Here is a 249-nt window from a genome sequence, read left to right on the forward strand (position 1 = left end):
ACTCGTCGAAATATAGCCTACACCATTGCAGTATGTGCTCCATACACAGGTACCCTCCTGCCTGCACTGAACTTCATAGGCAGCTTTCTTTGTTGAGCCTTTTGGTGATTTGAAAGCTGTGGGGGCATTGTAACTGCTCTTACCATTATCATAGCTATAAACGAACAGATTTTTGGTGAGGACGTCTATCATTGATAATTTTCCATTTTTCAGGAAATTATCATCACTTTTTTTATCAGGATAAAAACG

The 249-nt window shown here is 39.4% G+C and carries 1 protein-coding gene; it reads right to left on the reverse strand.

Annotated elements, in window-relative coordinates; all coding sequences use genetic code 11:
- The coding region (locus AC07UV_RS25760) for a hypothetical protein (protein ID WP_495185866.1) at nucleotides 1–192 on the reverse strand (192 nt) is incomplete at its 3' end.
- Between the last annotated feature and the right edge of the window lie 57 nt (nucleotides 193–249).

It is taken from the genome of Sphingobacterium sp. GW821-FHT03E03, from assembly GCF_059420745.1.